The organism is Streptomyces novaecaesareae, assembly GCF_000716875.1.
GTDB lineage: Bacteria > Actinomycetota > Actinomycetes > Streptomycetales > Streptomycetaceae > Kitasatospora > Kitasatospora novaecaesareae.
Genome location: NZ_JNWQ01000029.1, coordinates 21,310 through 36,031, shown reverse-complemented (window position 1 = coordinate 36,031; position 14,722 = coordinate 21,310). Strand labels below are relative to the sequence as shown.

The 14,722-nt window shown below is 72.9% G+C and carries 14 protein-coding genes and 1 pseudogene; 2 read left to right on the top strand and 13 right to left on the bottom strand.

Annotated features, from left to right (window positions below):
- Nucleotides 1–302 precede the first annotated feature (302 nt).
- Nucleotides 303–602, bottom strand: a complete 300-nt coding sequence (locus OP86_RS13445; protein WP_030056752.1) for an acylphosphatase — start codon at nucleotides 600–602, stop codon at nucleotides 303–305.
- Between the two features lie 144 nt (nucleotides 603–746).
- The gene (locus OP86_RS13440) at nucleotides 747–2,105 is read right to left on the bottom strand and encodes a DUF4381 domain-containing protein (RefSeq protein ID WP_030257865.1); all 1,359 of its coding nucleotides are present in this window, start codon (nucleotides 2,103–2,105) and stop codon (nucleotides 747–749) included.
- Between the two features lie 315 nt (nucleotides 2,106–2,420).
- Here OP86_RS13440 and OP86_RS13435 point away from each other — a divergent pair, with 315 nt between their 5' ends.
- On the top strand, nucleotides 2,421–3,341 hold the full coding sequence (locus OP86_RS13435; RefSeq protein WP_030056750.1) for a DMT family protein: 921 nt from the start codon (nucleotides 2,421–2,423) through the stop codon (nucleotides 3,339–3,341).
- Between the two features lie 11 nt (nucleotides 3,342–3,352).
- Here the strand turns inward: OP86_RS13435 and mutM are convergent, their stop codons facing one another.
- The 10 genes from mutM to OP86_RS13385 form a co-directional block, all read right to left on the bottom strand.
- On the bottom strand, nucleotides 3,353–4,231 hold the full coding sequence (mutM, locus tag OP86_RS13430) for a bifunctional DNA-formamidopyrimidine glycosylase/DNA-(apurinic or apyrimidinic site) lyase (protein WP_030056749.1): 879 nt from the start codon (nucleotides 4,229–4,231) through the stop codon (nucleotides 3,353–3,355).
- A gap of 94 nt (nucleotides 4,232–4,325) precedes the next feature.
- Nucleotides 4,326–5,114: a ribonuclease III gene (rnc, locus tag OP86_RS32915; protein ID WP_030056748.1), complete on the bottom strand. Its 789-nt coding sequence runs from the start codon at nucleotides 5,112–5,114 to the stop codon at nucleotides 4,326–4,328.
- 20 nt (nucleotides 5,115–5,134) lie between these two features.
- Nucleotides 5,135–5,308, bottom strand: a complete 174-nt coding sequence (rpmF, locus tag OP86_RS13420; RefSeq protein WP_030056747.1) for a 50S ribosomal protein L32 — start codon at nucleotides 5,306–5,308, stop codon at nucleotides 5,135–5,137.
- A gap of 2 nt (nucleotides 5,309–5,310) precedes the next feature.
- Complete coding sequence (locus OP86_RS13415; protein ID WP_030056746.1) at nucleotides 5,311–5,973, bottom strand: YceD family protein; 663 nt, start codon at nucleotides 5,971–5,973, stop codon at nucleotides 5,311–5,313.
- A 144-nt stretch (nucleotides 5,974–6,117) separates the two neighbouring features.
- Complete coding sequence (locus OP86_RS13410) at nucleotides 6,118–7,287, bottom strand: F0F1 ATP synthase subunit B (protein WP_030257862.1); 1,170 nt, start codon at nucleotides 7,285–7,287, stop codon at nucleotides 6,118–6,120.
- 187 nt (nucleotides 7,288–7,474) lie between these two features.
- Nucleotides 7,475–7,966, bottom strand: coding sequence for a pantetheine-phosphate adenylyltransferase (coaD, locus tag OP86_RS13405; protein WP_030056745.1), 492 nt, complete (start codon nucleotides 7,964–7,966; stop codon nucleotides 7,475–7,477).
- Between the two features lie 50 nt (nucleotides 7,967–8,016).
- Nucleotides 8,017–8,601, bottom strand: a complete 585-nt coding sequence (gene rsmD, locus OP86_RS13400) for a 16S rRNA (guanine(966)-N(2))-methyltransferase RsmD (RefSeq protein WP_030056744.1) — start codon at nucleotides 8,599–8,601, stop codon at nucleotides 8,017–8,019.
- A gap of 212 nt (nucleotides 8,602–8,813) precedes the next feature.
- The gene (locus tag OP86_RS13395; RefSeq protein ID WP_030056743.1) at nucleotides 8,814–9,347 is read right to left on the bottom strand and encodes a hypothetical protein; all 534 of its coding nucleotides are present in this window, start codon (nucleotides 9,345–9,347) and stop codon (nucleotides 8,814–8,816) included.
- Between the two features lie 114 nt (nucleotides 9,348–9,461).
- Nucleotides 9,462–11,678, bottom strand: a complete 2,217-nt coding sequence (gene recG / locus OP86_RS13390) for an ATP-dependent DNA helicase RecG (protein WP_030056742.1) — start codon at nucleotides 11,676–11,678, stop codon at nucleotides 9,462–9,464.
- 52 nt (nucleotides 11,679–11,730) lie between these two features.
- A complete protein-coding gene (locus OP86_RS13385) occupies nucleotides 11,731–13,362 on the bottom strand; it encodes a DAK2 domain-containing protein (RefSeq protein WP_030257859.1) in 1,632 nt (543 codons plus the stop codon).
- Nucleotides 13,363–13,659: 297 nt separating this feature from the next.
- On the opposite strand from OP86_RS13385, the pseudogene rpmB reads away from it, so the two are divergent.
- A pseudogene (gene rpmB / locus OP86_RS34745) lies at nucleotides 13,660–13,824 on the top strand (50S ribosomal protein L28); the annotation flags it as partial.
- 64 nt (nucleotides 13,825–13,888) lie between these two features.
- On the opposite strand, the gene thiD reads toward rpmB, so the two are convergent.
- The gene (gene thiD, locus OP86_RS13380) at nucleotides 13,889–14,701 is read right to left on the bottom strand and encodes a bifunctional hydroxymethylpyrimidine kinase/phosphomethylpyrimidine kinase (RefSeq protein ID WP_030056741.1); all 813 of its coding nucleotides are present in this window, start codon (nucleotides 14,699–14,701) and stop codon (nucleotides 13,889–13,891) included.
- Between the last annotated feature and the right edge of the window lie 21 nt (nucleotides 14,702–14,722).

Sequence of the window (14,722 nt, the reverse complement as noted above, 5' to 3'; positions counted from 1 at the left end):
CTGGGCTCACGAGGGCATGCGCCTGCCGGGAGAACGCGGTCGTGTGCGCGGGCTTCCAGCGTCTCACCAAAGACGGAAAGGGTCAACACGATCACCGCACGCTACCGCGGCCCTGTCACCTGCCTGGCGGTGTCGTCACGCCGGGGGGCTCTCTGGGCGGGTCCACCACGTGCTCGTGGATCATCGTTCGATGCGGAGTCAACCACGAGTCTGCCCGGATGGCAACCCCGTGACACCGACAGTTCCGGATCTTTTCGCGGCGGCCCGGCGACGGGGCCGGCAGGGTGCCCGCGAGCGGCGGCTCAGCGGATCTCGAAGCCCTCGTAACCAGGGCCGACGGCCGTCCAGATCTCGGTCACGCCGCTGACCTTCCCGGGGGTGTCCGGGCCGCGCAGGAGGGCCAGCAGTTGCTCGCAGTCGGCCGCGAGCCCCTCGGCCACCACCTGCACCCGGCCGTCGCCGAGGTTGCTCGCGTAGCCGGTCAGTCCGGTCTCCAGCGCCCGCGCCCTGGTCCACCAGCGGAACCCGACCTGCTGGACCTTCCCCCGGACCCAGGCGGTGACCCGGACCGGTTCCTCACTGTGGGCGTCGCGACCGTGCATGCCCCGACCTTAGGGCACGGGCCAGGCCCCCGCCGCCCGCAGTCCCGGGCACGGCTCGGGCGCGGGCGGAGCCGCCCGGATACGGGAGCGGCCCCGCCGGGAGGACCGGCGGGGCCGCGTGGAGTCGGTGTTCGGTTCGGCGGGCTACCAGTCCCCGCCGCCGAAGTCCCCGCCGCCACCGAAGTCGCCGCCGGAGTCCCCGCTGCCGAAGCCGCCGAAGTCGCCGCCGTTGAAGTCGGCGCCGCTGTAGTCGCCGCCCTCGTACTGGTCCTGGTAGCCGTGGTGGCCGCCGTCCATCATCGGCGCCGCGGCGTAGGCCGGGGTGCTCATCATCGAGCCGAGCATGGTGCCGACCAGCAGGCCCGGCAGCAGACCGCCGCCGAAGCTGCTGTAGTAGCCGCCCGCGTACGGGGCGTAGGCCGGGCCGGCGTTCCAGTACGGCTGCGGGCCGTGGTCGGTGTCGACGGTGCGGACGGCCGGGTCGAGGCCGGCCGCCACCCGGTCCGCGTCGGCCTGGCAGACCGGGACGGAACGGGCGGAGCCGCCGGCCGGGGCCCAGTCGACGTCCTTGACGGACGGGCCGTGGCGCGGGTCCATGAAGCACGGGGGACGCCGCTCGGGCAGCGGGCGCTTCTCCCGCCGGGCGGCCAGGGTGGCCAGCGCGAACCGGCCGTCCTCGATCGCCTCGGTGACCTGCTTGACGTCCTCGGGCCGCTTGGCCTCGTCCATCAGGCGCTTGGACTTCTCGTACGAGTCCAGGGCGTGGGTGTAGTCGGTGCGCTGGACGTCGTCGGCGTCCGCCGCGCGCGGGTTGAAGTCGAGGCGGTCCAGTTCCTCGCCGAAGGCGGTGATGTCCTCGTCCACCACGCGGCGCAGCTGCGCCAGCTCGGCCCGGGCCTGCTCCTCCTTGCGCTTCTTGGCGCGGCGGAAGAGGAAGAAGACGCCGGCGCCGGCCAGGGCCACCAGCACGACCGGGATGACCACCCAGGCGATCGAGGTGCTGTGGTTGACGCCCTGGCCCTTGGTCTGCGGGGCGGCCTGGTCGACGAAGTCGTTCAGGGTGGCGTCGATGTCACCGTTGTCGGCCCGGAGGACGGCACCGGAGATCCGGGTGGCGGCACCGGCCGCCATCGCGCCGCGGTCCGCGTCGGCCCGGAACGCGTTGCCGCGCCAGACCGCGTAGACCCCGTCGATCCCGACCAGGGTGCGCAGGTCCTTGAAGACGGTGTCCTTGTTGTAGGCCGGCGAGTCCGGGACGACCGCGATGAAGATCGGCTTGTCGGCCTTCTCGATCTTCTTGGTCAGGGCGTCGGCCTGGGCCTGGCTGAACCGGTCGGTCATCGCCGGGTCGACGTAGACCTGGCCCTTCTTCAGGGTGGCGGCGGCATCGCTCAGCCCGCCGGCGGCCGAGGCCGCCGGTGCCAGCAGGAGCAGCAGCCCGAGCAGCGCCGCCACCAGGGCAAGTGGCCCGGCGCCCCGGGAACGTCGTGCAAGGGTTCTCATGCCCCCGACGCTACCGCGAGTGGCATCGGAGCACGCCATACCCTTCGCATACTGGTTATGACAAGACTCCCCGCCGTCCGCCGGGGCCGCTCCCCTTCTCGGGGATGATGTTTCCCCCAGCCGCCCCCGAGTGGGGCGGGGCACGGGAACCGCGGGAGCCGCCCGGACGTACGTCCCGGCGGGCCCGGCCCGATTTCCGGGGCGCTCCAGGGCGCTGCGGGGGGCGTCCCGACCGTACCGCGCGAACGGGCTCAGCAGTCCCGGACCGCCGGTCCCATTACTCGTTCTTGACCCAACTCCCGATCGGAGCACCCGGTGATCATCGGCCTCGTCACGGCCGTGGCGGCATCCGCCTGCTACGGCACCGGATCGGTCCTGCAGGCCGTCGGATCCCGCCGTTCCGCCCGGGAGGAGGCCGCCAAGGGCGCCACCACCTCGACCACCGAACACGGCGGGCCCAGCCTCTCCTCGACCGCGAAGGCCGCCGTCACCTGGGAGTTCATCCTGGGCACAGTGCTCGACCTGATCGGCTTCGGGCTTGGTGCGCTGGCCGCGCGGCTGCTGCCGCTGTTCCTCTCGCAGACCATCATCAGCGCCAACCTGGTGATCACCGCACTGCTCAGCATCAAGCTGCTGGGCATCCGGCTCAAGCAGCTGGAGTGGGCCTCGATCGGCGTGCTCTGCTCGGCGCTGGTGCTGCTGGCCGTCTCGGCCGGCCCGGAGGGCGGCCACCACGCGGACATGTCCTTCCACTGGTGGCTGCTGATCGTCACCACCGTGCTGCTGGTCGGCGGCAGCCTGCTGGTGCGGCGGATGGGCGCCAACGGCGCGATCGTCGCCGGTCTGCTCTCCGGCCTCGGCTTCGGCGGGCTGGGCGTCGGCGTGCGCATCCTCAACGGCGTCGAGCCGTTCGCGCTCGGCTCGCTGCTCTCCGACCCGGCGCTGTACGCGATCCTGATCGGCGGCCTCGGCGGCATGTACATCCACACCGTGGCGCTGCAGATCGGCTCGGTGAACGGCGCGACGGCCGCCCTGGTGGTCGGCGAGACGGTGCTGCCCGGCGCGGTCGGCGTGCTCTGGCTCGGCGACTCCTCCAAGGCCGGCCTGGGCTGGCTCGGCGTGCTCGGCTTCCTGCTCGCGGTGGTGTCCGCGGTCGGGGTCGCCTACTTCGGGCAGGACACCCACGGCACGCCCGGCGACTCCGTCACCGAGCACCCCGAGCTCGCCCACAAGTAGGCGGAGCCGGCTCAGCCCCCGCTGCGGGCCCGCGGCACGCGCTGGCAGCGGGGGCAGAAGTAGCTGGAGCGGTTCATCCAGGCCGCCCGCCGGATCGCGGTGCCGCAGCGGCGGCAGGGCTCGTGCTCGCGTCCGTAGGCGTCGAGGTCCCGCGAGAAGTAGCCGCTCTCGCCGTTCACGTTGACGTAGAGGCTGTCGAAGCTGGTGCCGCCGACGGCGAGCGCCGCGGTCATCACGTCCCGGGCGCTGGCCAGCAGGAGCGCGGCCTGCGGGCGGGTCAGCGTCGCGGTCGGCCGGTCGTAGTGCAGCTTGGTGCGCCACAGCGCCTCGTCGGCGTAGATGTTGCCGACGCCGCTGATCAGGGTCTGGTCGAGCAGCGCGCGCTTGACGGTGGTGCGCTTGGCCCGCAGCGCGGCCGTGAAGGCCTCGTCGTCGAAGCGCGGGTCGAGCGGGTCGCGGGCGATGTGCGCGATCGAGACGGGCGTGCCCTCCGGGTCGCCATCCTCGGCCTCTTCGACGGCCAGGCCGCCGAAGGTCCGCTGGTCGACGAAGCGCAGTTCGCGCCCGCCGTCGGCGAAGCGCAGCCGCACGCGCAGGTGCGTCTCGTCGGGCACCGACGGGTCCTGGACGAGGAGTTGGCCGCTCATCCCGAGGTGGCCGATCAGCGAGAATCCGGTACCGGTGCCGGCGAGCGGCACCCACAGGTACTTGCCGCGCCGCTGCGCGGTGCCGAGGGTGGTGCCGGTCAGCCGGGCGGTGAAGTCGCCCGCGCCGGCCGGCTGGCGGCGCACCGCGCGCGGGTGCAGCACCTGGACGTCGGCGACGGTCCGCCCGGCGACCCAACTGGCCAGACCACGACGGACGACCTCGACCTCGGGGAGTTCGGGCACGGGAACACGCCTCCTGCAGAAAACGATCAGCAGGAGAAGGCTACTGCGGGCCTCTCCTGCTCGGTCGCTCGGTCGCTCGCTTGCTGCGCCCGCGCTACGCGCCGGCGGGCAGCCGGTCGGCGTACTTCTCCTTGATCGCGCGCCAGGCGCTCTCGGCGGCCTTCTGCTCGGCTTCCTTCTTCGAGCGGCCCACGCCGCTGCCGAAGTCCTCGCCGGCCACCCGGGCCGCCGCGGTGAAGGTCTTCTCGTGGTCCGGACCGGACTCCATGACCACGTACTCGGGAACGCCGATGCCCACCGAGGCGGTGAGCTCCTGGAGGCTGGTCTTCCAGTCCAGGCCGGCGCCCAGCTGAGAGGACTCCTCGATCAGCGGGTCGAACAGCCGGTGGACGAACTCGGTGGCCGCGTCCAGCCCCTGGTCCAGGTAGACGGCGCCGATCACGGCCTCGACGGTGTCGGCGAGGATCGACGACTTGTCGCGGCCGCCGGTTCCCTCCTCGCCCTTGCCGAGCCGGATGAACGTGCCGAGGTCGAGACCCCGGCCGACGTCCGCGAGCGCGCGGGAGTTGACCACCGCGGCGCGGAGCTTGGCGAGCGTGCCCTCCGGGACGTCCGGGTGGACGCGGTAGAGGGTGTCCGTCACCACGAGGCCCAGCACCGAGTCGCCGAGGAATTCCAGGCGCTCGTTGGTGGGCAGACCCCCGTTCTCGTACGCGTACGAGCGGTGGGTCAGGGCACGCACCAGAAGGGCGCGCTCGAGCGTGTACCCGAGGCGCCCTTCCAGGACGTCGTATTCGGTCGAAGCCGGCCCACCGGCCTTGCCACCGCCCGAAGAACCCTTCGGGGCGGCGGACGCCTTGCGGGTGGAGTTACCGTCCGACATCGATCCGTGCACCCCGCCGATCAGACCGAGAGGACCTGGCGACGGTTGTACGTGCCGCAGCTCGGGCACGCGATGTGGCCCAGCTTCGGCTCGTGGCAGCGGTCGCACGCCACGAGGGCCGGAACAACGGCCTTCCAGTTGGACCGGCGGTGGCGCGTGTTGCTGCGCGACATCTTCCGCTTCGGAACAGCCACGGCTACTTCTCCTGGTTCTCGGCGAGACCCTCACGGGTGTCGCTGGTCTTGATCCCGTCACCCTCGTCGCCGGGGGCGGCGGAGAGTCCCTGCAGTGCCGCCCACCGGGGGTCGGCGGCATCGTGGTGGTGCGCCGGGTCGTCGCTCAGGCGCGCTCCGCACTCGGAGCACAGGCCCAGGCAGTCTTCCTGGCACACCGGCTGCAGCGGCAGTGCAAGCACCACCGCGTCACGCAGCACCGGCTGGAGGTCGAAGAAGTCGCCCTCCAGGCGGTAAGTCTCTTCTTCCGAGTCCTCGTCGAGGTCCTCGGTCCCGGTGGTCCGGGCGCGGTGGCGCTCGTCGGACTCCGGGTAGTAGTACAGCTCCTGGAAGTCCACGTCGATGTCGAAGTCGACGGGCTCCAGGCACCGGACGCACTCGCCCTCGACGTGGGCGTCGGCGGTGCCGGTGACCAGCACGCCCTCGACCACGGACTCCAGGCGGAGTTCCAGCTCGATCGGGCTCTTCTCCGGGACGCCGATGACATCGATGATCCCGAAGCCCTCGGGGGCCTCCAGGGTCCGGTTCACCTTGCGCATCGAACCCGGACGACGGCCCAGCTCGTGCGTGTCGAACACGAGGGGGTCGCGGTGGTCGAGGCGGTTCACGGTGGTCCTGACTTCCATGGGGGTTCTTCGATGTGTCCCCATACAAGTCGACGTTGCGAGGGCAAGCCGAGAGGCGGGCATGGGGATGCCGGAGTGGTCAGACTACCGGAGTCTCCCGCCAGGCCCAACTTCGGTCCCGTCGGGAGACTTCTCGGCGTCCGCTCAGCGGCCGCCGAGCTCCCGCAGTCTGGTCATGTCGATCATGCTGGTGTCGAAGAAGCTGGTCTCGTCCAGGCCCTGCTGCTGTTGCGGCACGGCCGGCGGGGCGGCGGGCGGCTGCGGGTAGTTGTAGCCGTCGTACGCCTGCGCGCCGTAGCCCGGCTGCTGTTGCTGCTGCTGCTGGTAGCCGTAGCCGGTCTGCTGCTGGTCCTGGTAGCCCTGCTGCGGGTAGCCGCCCTGCTGCTGGCCCCACTGGGTGTTGTACGGGTCGCCCTGCCCGGCCGGGTCGAAGCCCCCGCCGTACACCTCGGCGTACTGCCCGCCCGGTTGCTGGGCGGCGGCGTACTGGTCGGCCCCGGGCTCCTGCCAGCCGACCGCGGCCGGGGTCTGCTCCGGCCAGCTCTGCTGCTGCGGGACGTCCTCGCGGTACCAGGCGATGTCCGCGCCGTCGGCGTCGTCGGCGAAGCCCGCCGCCACCGCCTCGGCCCGCTCCTTGGCCTGCTGCGCCTCGTCGGCGGCGGCCAGGTAGGCGCCCAGCTCGTCGATGGGCCGCTTGCCGAGCAGCTTGTCGCGGCCCTTGCCGACGGCGTCCAGGGTGGCGCTCAGCACGTTTTCCAGCGTGGCGAGCTTCACATCGACGTACTCGTCCACCTCGGGGCTCGGGCTGATCCGCTGCGGGCGGAACTCCTCGCCGTCGGTGTCGCCTCCGGGCTCGCTCTCGAAGACGCCGGCGTCGCCGCGCAGCTTGGTGCGGCCGCGGCCGACCGCGCCGAGCGTCTTGGTCAGCACGACCTCGAAGTTGGCGAGCTTGCTGTCCACGTAGTCGTCGGCCTCGGCCCGCTTGGTGTCGACCTCGGCGCGTGCCTCGGCGAGGATCCGGTCCGCCTGGGACTGCGCCTGGCGGACGACCTCGGTGTCCGAGATCAGCGAGCCGCGCTCGGTGTGCGCCCCCTGGATGATCCGCTCCGCCTCGGCCTGGGCACCGGCCACCACCTGCTCGTGGTCGGCCATCACCGACTGCGCCTGGGCGAGTTCGGCGGGCAGCGCCGCCTTGAGGTCGTTGAGCAGGCCGATCAGCTCGGCCCGGTTCACCACGCAGGAGGCCGACATCGGCATCGAGCGGGCGTTCTCGACCGCCGCCACGATCTCGTCGACCTTGTTCTGCACGTCCACGGGGCTTCGTCTTTCCGTGTGCCGCCGACGGTCCGGCGGAGGCAGGCCCGGCGCGGTGAACCTCACCGCAGGGCAGGAATACAGACTGTACGGCCACCGCGGGGCAGGGTCACAACGCCCGAGCCGAACCGGCCTCCCGGCCTTCGGGCAATCCGTGACGAACCGGCAGAAAGGGACAACCGGCCGACTACTGCTCGGCCTTGCGCTCCGCGATCCGCTCGACCAGCCGGCGGTGCACCGTCTCCGGCAGCAGGTGCGAGACGTCACCGCCGTACGAGGCGACCTCCTTGACCAGCGTCGAGGAGAGGAAGCTGTACGTCGGCGAGGTCGGCAGGAAGAGCGTCTCGACGCCGGTCAGCCCGTGGTTCATCTGGGCCATCTGCAGCTCGTAGTCGAAGTCGCTGACGGCGCGCAGGCCCTTGACGATCGCCGGGATGCCGCGCTCCCGGCAGAAGTCCACCAGCAGGCCGAGGTGCGACTCGACCACGATGTTCCCGTACTTGGCGGTGGTCTCCTCGATCAGGGCGATCCGCTCCTCGATGGTGAACATGCCCTGCTTGTTCCGGTTGATCGCGACCGCGACATGCACCACGTCGTACAGCTTCGAGGCCCGCTCGATGATGTCGAGGTGACCGTTGGTGATCGGGTCGAACGAACCGGGGCAGACGGCTCGGCGCATGGCGTGTGTGCTCCCTCGTCGGGTGACGGCTCTCGCGGGCCCGCGGCCCGCTACTCCTGCTCGCCGGCCGCGTCGGCGGCGCGACCGTACCAGAGCGTGCCCTCGCCGTAGCGGCGGGAGCGCAGCCCCTCGAAGCCCTCGGGCCAGCCGAACTCGCCGCCCCTGGTGCTGCGCTCCACGGTGACGAGTACGTCCTCCGCGAGCCAGCCCCCGAGCCGGAGTGTGATCAGCATCTCGCGGAGTTCCTCGTCCGTCACGGCGTACGGCGGGTCGAGGAACACCAGGTCGTACGGGCTCTGCGGGGGCGGGCCGACGACCACCTTCTCCGCCTTCGAGGCCCGCACCTCGGCACCCGGCAGGCCGATCGCCCGGACGTTCTCCCGGATCACCCGGGCCGCCTGGCCGTCCGCCTCGACCAGCAGGACGTGCTCGGCGCCGCGCGACAGCGCCTCCAGCCCGACCGCGCCCGATCCGCCGAACAGGTCCAGCATCCGGGCCCCGTGCAGGGTGCCGCGCAGCGCCTCCAGGGTGGAGAACATCGCCTCGCGGGCCTTGTCGGAGGTCGGCCGGGTGCCCCGGCCGGGCGGTACGGCCAGTCGGCGGCCGCCGGCCGCCCCGGCGATCACGCGGGTCATGGTGGTGGGAGGTCCTTTCGTCGCTGCCCGACCACGCTATACGGCCCCGAGCCGAAGGGGCGCGCCGGTGCCGAGAGGGAGAAGCGAGGGAGCGACGCAGGAGCGAGGGAGCGCCGACCGTCGGCGCCGGGTCCGAGCGCCCCGGACGCGAGCGGGCGAGTCACAGCCGGGGCCCTGCCGGGCTTACCGGCAGGGCCTGCGGGGGGCGGGGGTCAGCTCGCCTCGGAGCCCGCCGACTGGGCCGGGACGGCCGCGCCGAGCAGGGCCGGCGAGGCGTAGCGGGACCAGGACAGGCAGCCGTCGGGCGGGCAGAACTCGGGGCGGCGCGGGTCGTGCCCGAGCTCACGCAGCTTGGTCCGGACGGAGTCGGGCGTGCGGCCGAAGCGGGCGGCGATCCGGGCGATGGTCTCGCCGTCGTGGAAGCGCCGGACCAGCTCCTCCTCGTGCTGCGGCACCCAGGGGGCGCCGTGCCCGGGGTACAGCTCGCGCAGCACGTCGCGGTCGGGGATGGGCTCGGAGACGTCCGCGACGATCGCCAGCGCCCGCAGCGCGCGGTTGAGCGCGATCCGCAGCGAGGCGACGTCCTCGACCGGCAGGCGGAGCTTGCCCGAGGCGAGCGGCGCGGCGGCCGCTCCCTCGCGCCAGCCGGTCAGGGTGAGGGTGACCTCGCGGTCGTCGTCGCTGGCGAGTTCGATCCGGAAGACCTTGTCGCCCAGCGGGAGCTCGTTGAGATGACGGAATGCCATGGCAGGACCCCCAAGTGTCGTGCCAGGTACGCACCTTGAGGGTGCGTCCTGAACACCTTCATTCTCTCGCGGGGGTCTGACAATTCCCAGGCCGTGCGGGCCGGAGCGGGCCGCTCAGCCCTTCTCCATGTAGGCCGCGCGGTCCTCGTCGAGCAGGCTCTCCAGCGCGGTGCGCAGCTCAGGGTGGGCGGCCAGGTCCGGGTCCTCGGCGACCAGCCGGGTGGCCTCGGTCCGGGCGGTCAGGATGACCTCCTCGTCCTCCAGCACCGAGAGCACCTTGAGCGAGGACTTCACCCCGGACTGTGCCTGGCCCAGCACATCGCCCTCGCGGCGCTGTTCCAGGTCGATCCGGGACAGCTCGAAGCCGTCCAGGGTGCCCGCCACGGCGTCCAGCCGGGCCCGGGCGGCGCTGCCCCCGGGCATGTCGCTGACCAGCAGGCACAGCCCGGCCGCACTGCCGCGGCCGACCCGGCCGCGCAGCTGGTGGAGCTGGGAGACGCCGAAGCGGTCGGCGTCCATGATGACCATCACGGTGGAGTTGGGGACGTTGACGCCGACCTCGATGACCGTGGTGGCGACCAGCACGTCCACCTCGCCGGCCGTGAACCGGCGCATCACCTCGTCCTTGGCCTCCGGGGTGAGCCGCCCGTGCAGGATCTCCACCCGCAGGCCGGCGAGCGGGCCCTTCACCAGCTGCTCGGCGGTCTCCACCACCGAGAGCGGGGGGCGTCGTTCGTCGCTCGCGGCGCCGGCGTCGGCGACCTCCTCGAAGTCCTCCTCGGCGGCCCTGCGCCGCTTCTTCGGCTCGGCCGCGGGCTCCTCGTCCCCGATCCGGGGGCAGACCACGTACGCCCGGTGGCCCTTGGCGACCTCCTCGCGGACCCGCTCCCAGGCCCGGGCGAGGAAGTTGGGCTTCTCCAGCGCCGGGACGACGTGGGTGGAGATCGGCGAACGGCCGGCCGGCAGCTGGTCGAGGACGGAGGTCTCCAGGTCCCCGAAGACGGTCATCGCGACGGTGCGCGGGATCGGGGTGGCGGTCATCACCAGCAGGTGCGGCGGCTGCTCGCCCTTGGCGCGCAGCGCGTCCCGCTGCTCGACGCCGAACCGGTGCTGCTCGTCCACCACGACCAGGCCGAGGTCCTGGAACTGGACCTTGTCCTCGATCAGCGCGTGGGTGCCGATGGCGATCCCGGCGTCCCCGCAGGCCATGTCGAGCAGCGCCTGGCGGCGGGCCGGGACGCCCATCGAGCCGGTCAGCAGCACCACCCGGGTGCCGAGGTCCGAGCCGCCGAGCATTCCGCCCTCGGCCAGGTCCCCCATCATCTCGACGATCGAGCGGTGGTGCTGCTGGGCGAGCACCTCGGTGGGCGCCAGCAGGACGGCCTGCCCGCCCGCGTCCACCACGGCGAGCATGGCGCGCAGCGCGACCAGCGTCTTGCCCGAGCCGACCTCGCCCTGGAGGAGCCGGTGCATCGGGTGGTCGGTGGCGAGGTCGGCGGCGATCTCGGCGGACACCTTCTGCTGGCCCTCAGTGAGGGTGAACGGCAGCCGGGCGTCGAAGGCGTCCAGCAGTCCGCCCGCGCGGGCCTTGCGCGGCTTGGCGGGCAGCGCGGAGTCGGCGGCCCGGCGCCGGGCCAGCGCGACCTGCAGCACGAAGGCCTCGTCCCAGCGCAGCCGGCTCTGGGCGCGCTCGCGGTCGGCCTGGCTGCGCGGGCGGTGGATCAGCTCCAGCGCCTCGGGCAGCGGGATCAGCTCGTGCCGCTCGCGCAGTTCGGCGGGCAGCGGCTCGCCGACGTCGCCGAGGTGCTTGGTGAGCGCCGTCTCGACGCAGATCGACAGCTTCCAGCTGGGCATCTGCGCGCTGGCGCCGTACACCGGGATGAGCCGGCCGGCGAACTGCTTGGCGGCATCCGACCCGGCGTCCTCGTCGAGGAGCTGGTAGTCGGGCGAGACCAGCTGGCGGCTGCGGTTGAAGACGCCGACCTTGCCCGCGAACAGGCCCTGGGCGCCGGCCTTGAGCTCCTTCTGCCGCCAACCCTGGTTGAAGAAGACCAGCGAGAGCCGGCTGCGGCCGTCGGTGACGACGACCTCCAGGCGGTCGCCCTTGCGGCCGCGGAACGGGATCAGGGTGACCTTCTCGATCCGGGCCAGCACCGTGACGTGCTCGTCGATCTCCAGCTCGTCCAGGCTGGTGAGCTGGCCGCGTTCGACGTAGCGGCGCGGGTAGTGGTGCAGCAGGTCCCCGACCGTGCGCAGCTTGAGGCTGTCGGCGAGCACCTTCGCGGTGCGGTCGCCGACGAGCTTGGTCAGTGGTTCATCGAGAGCGCCCATCAGCGCCCTGTTTACACCACCGGACCGACAATCCGGGCGAGAGAAGGACCCCCTACTCCACGCCGATCAGCAGCGGCGCCGGTTCCTGCCCGCCGTGGAAGACCACCGCGTCCACCTCGGGCCGCCGGTGCCGCACGTGCGCGACCAGCCGTTCGGCCAGCGCCTCGTCGGCCCCCTCGCCGAGGATCAGGGTGACGAGTTCGCCGCCCGCGCCGAGCATCCGGTCCAGCACGCTCTCGCCGACCTCGGCCAGCCCGGCGCCGATCACCGCGACGTCGCCGTCGATCAGGCCGAGCACGTCACCGGCCTGGCAGACCCCGGCCATCGTCCAGGACTCCCCCTCAGCGACGGCGAGTTGGGCGTACCGGGTGGCCCCGGCGGCGGAGGTCATGGCGACGACGTCCTCGTCGAAGCGGCGGCCGCCCTCGTGCACCGCGAGCGCCGCCAGCCCCTGCACCGGCGAGCGGGTGGGAAGGACGGCGATCCGGACGCCCTCCTCGCGCAGCTGGTCGGCGGCGGCCCCGGCGGCGGCGCGCAGTTCGGGGTCGTTGAGCAGCAGGACGACCTCGCGGGCGGCCGAGCGGCGCACGGCGGCGGCGAGTTCGACGCTGGCCGGCGGGCGGTCCGGGTCGGCGTGCAGGACGACGGCGCCGGCCTGCTCGCAGAGTTCGGCCAGGCCCTCGCCGGAGACGACGGAGAGCACCGCCCGGGCCCGCTCGGCGCGCTCGCCGCGTTCGGCGGCGGTGCCGGCCCGGGCGGCGGCCTCGGCGAAGTGGGTGATCCGGATCTGGTGCGGGCGCCCGGCCTCGACCCCGGCCTCCACGGCGGCGCCCGCGTCGTCCACGTGGACGTGCACGTTCCACAGGCCGTCGCCGCCGCCGATCACCAGCGAGTCGCCGAGCCCGCCGAGCCGCTCGCGCAGCGCGGGCAGCGCCTCGTCGGGGGCGTCCAGCAGGTAGATGACCTCGAAGGCGGGGTGGCCGGGGCCGGGCGGCCGCAGGTGCACCTCGCAGCTCTCCAGGGCCCGGAGGTCCCCGCGCAGCGCGACCGGCCCCATCGGCTGCTGCCCGGCGACGGCGTCGGCGAGCGCTCCGAGGACGGCGACCAGGCCGCGCCCGCCGGCGTCCACGACCCCGTTCTCGGCCAGTACGGCGAGCTGCTCCGGGGTGTGCCGCAGCGCGTCCCGGGCGGCCCGGTACGCGGTGTCGGCGACCTGGGCGAGCCCGTCCCCGGCCCGCACCGCCTCCCGGGCGGCGACCCTGGCGACGGTCAGCAGCGTGCCCTCGACGGGCTCCGCGACGGCCTGGTAGGCGGAGTCGGCGGCTCGCTGCAGGGCGGCCCGCAGCTGTTCGGCGCCGCCGCCCTCGGCCAGCGTCTCGGCGGTGCCGCGCAGCCACTGGGCGAGGATCACCCCGGAGTTGCCGCGGGCGCCGACCAGCGCGCCGCGGGCCATCGCCCGGACGGCCTCGGCCAGTCCGGGGGCCGGGTCGGCGGCGGGGTCGGCGAAGCGGCTCTCCACCTCGGCGGCGGCGGACTCGACGGTCAGGTAGAGGTTGGTGCCGGTGTCGCCGTCCGGGACCGGATAGACGTTGAGCGCGTCGATCTCCTCGCGCGCCTGGCCGAGCGCGCGCAGGGCGAGCTGGCACCAGGTGCGCACGGCCGGGGCGTCGAGCGTGTGCAGCACCAGGTCTCCTCCGAATGGGACGCCGCGATGGCCTGTGGAGCAGCAGCGTTCAAAGCTGCGGCGAGGGGTGATACCGGCAGGTTATCGGGGGCCGGGGAGGGCCGTCCGGGTCGGCGACCGCAGCGATCACTCGGCCGGTCATGGTAGTTTCGTGGGACGGAAGCAAGCGTTGTATGCTCTTCCGGTTGCCTGGAACCGTCCAGGCTCACCCCCTTGTCCGGTCTGGTTCACGCGAGTGCTCCGGTGGGTGGGCGGGGTTTTCGAAAGTAACTGATCTGAAGTCTTGGAGTGACTCCTGTGGCTGCCAACTGCGACGTCTGCGGCAAGGGGCCGGGCTTCGGCAACAGCATCTCCCACTCTCACCGCCGTACCCCCCGTCGTTGGAACCCCAACATCCAGACGGTGCGCGCTGTGATTGGGCGGACGCAGACCGCTCGTCGGCAGCGTCAGATGTGTATAAGAGACAGGCCCACCACTGTTTTCGCCCGCCCACCACGGCTTTCCGGAGCCGCCCCTCCCGGCTCCCTCAGCGCCAGCGCCAGGCGTGGTCGACCGGCCCGATCCCCGCGCCCAGGGCGAAGCCTCCGGCGATCGCGCCGGTGATGTACTCCTTGGCCGAGCCCACCGCCTCCGGCAGCGACTCGCCCTTGGCCAGGCCGGCCGCGATCGCACTGGCCAGGGTGCAGCCGGTGCCGTGGGTGTGCCGGTTGTCGTAGCGCGGCGCCCGGTACCAGTGCTCCTCGCCCGGCCCGCCGTACAGCAGGTCGGCGGCCTCGCCTTCCAGGTGGCCGCCCTTGACCAGCACCCAGCGCGGCCCGAGGTCGAGCAGCGCCTTCGCGGCGTCCAGCATCTGCCCCTCGGCCTCGACGGTCCGGCCGGTGAGCTGCGTCACCTCGTGCAGGTTGGGGGTGGCCAGGGTGGCGACCGGCAGCAGCTTCTCGCGGACGGTGGCGACGGCCTCCGCGGCCAGCAGTGCGTCCCCGTGCTTGGAGACGCCGACCGGGTCGACCACCACCGGGGCCGACACCCCGGCCAGCAGCTCCGAGACGGTCTCGACCAGTTCGATCGAGGCGAGCATGCCGGTCTTCACGGCCTGCACGCCGATGTCGTCCACGACGCTGCGGAACTGCGCCCGGACGGCTTCGGCGGGCAGCTCCCAGTAGCCCTGGACGCCGAGGGAGTTCTGCGCGGTGACGGCGGTGATCACGCTCATGCCGTGGACGCCGAGGGCGAGCATCGCCTTGAGGTCGGCCTGGATGCCGGCGCCGCCGCCGGAGTCCGAGCCGGCGACGGTGAGCACCCGGGGCGGGGCCACGCGAGGGGGAACAGTCGAAACCATGAGCCCAACCTACCCGTGCGG